This window comes from Thiolapillus sp., assembly GCF_048562965.1.
GTDB classification, from domain to species: Bacteria; Pseudomonadota; Gammaproteobacteria; order Chromatiales; family Chromatiaceae; genus Thiolapillus; species Thiolapillus brandeum_A.
The window spans coordinates 1-1,223 of the sequence record NZ_JBHNMF010000858.1; the positions used below are offsets into that span (position 1 = coordinate 1).

Consider the following 1,223-nt stretch of genomic DNA (forward strand, 5'->3'; position numbering starts at 1 on the left):
CTAACTATGACGCCACCAACAGCATTCCGTGAAAAACGCCGTAAATACATCCATGTAGACTTGGCTGCGGCTTCCGTGCCGCAGCCATTTTCACGGATTAGCACTGGTCCGTTTTCAATGACTTACCTTGATAGATGACTGGTCCTGGCCTTTTGGGGAGGGAGGATGAATCACCTGTGCAGTGAGTGAGGCAACGCATGATGAAAGAGGAACGGGTTGGCGTATGGAACACCGGGATCAATATGGCGTAGCGCAAAGTGTTATTATGATCCACTAATAAATATTAGTACCGGTGTTGGCGGGCAATGCATTGCAGTTATTGGGGGGCGCAGGTATTTCGGCAGAACATGACAAAGAATCGCGCCTGGACAGACTGGCGCAGTCAGAAAAGCTGCGCCTGCTGTATCAGCAGTCCTTTCCCGCTATTTTCGCCAGTCTGTTTACTGCTGTTCTGGTGTGTGTCGTGCTCTGGCCAGTACAGGACAAGTATATTCTGCTTGCCTGGTTTTCCGCTCTGCTGCTTTCTTCCCTTGTCCGGTTTGGTCTGTTTGTCCGCTACTGGAAAATCAAGCCTGAGGGCGAGGCGCTACTCGCCTGGGAAAAGCCGTACTTCCTGACACTGCTGGCTTCTTCGCTGATCTGGGGGCTGGGAGTGGTGATCATTCTGCCCAGAGATTCGGAGCTGCAGCAGGTCGTCATCTATCTTTTCCTGTTAGGTATGTCCGGAGGCGCCATCTCCGTGTACTCGGCCCACAGGACGATGCTGCTGGCTACCATTGGCAGCATTCTTCTGCCCATAGCCACCTGGTTCCTGTTCAAAGGGACGGTCATTTCCACGGCGCTGTCGCTGGGAACGCTGCTGTTTCTGGTGACGACCATTCGAGCCGGCCAGGTGCTTTCCGCCACCATGGACCGCAGCTTCAGGCTGGGCTATGAACTCGAGGATGCGCGGGTTGCTGCCGAACAGCGGGCGCTGAAGTATTCGCTCACCGGGCTGAACAACCGGAGGGCTTTCTACAGGCATGGACAGGCTATGCTGGAAGAAGCGGGAAGGGCGTCCCGGCAACTGGCCATGATCATTTCCGATGTGGATTACTTCAAGAACTGAAGTTTCCCAGAAATTATTCAAGCCACCATGCGCAGCAGCACAGTGACCAGAGAATTTCCGGGGGGATTGCCGGGTTTGGGGCAAACCCTGGCAAAATTCTCATCCAAAGCTGCTT

At 54.0% G+C, this 1,223-nt stretch carries 1 protein-coding gene; it reads left to right on the forward strand.

The window, feature by feature from the left end; all coding sequences use genetic code 11:
- Positions 1 to 310: 310 nt before the first annotated feature.
- Entirely contained in the window at positions 311 to 1,108 is a 798-nt protein-coding gene (locus tag ACOCD2_RS20665; protein ID WP_293653327.1) for a GGDEF domain-containing protein, read from the forward strand.
- The last annotated feature ends 115 nt before the right edge of the window (positions 1,109 to 1,223 follow it).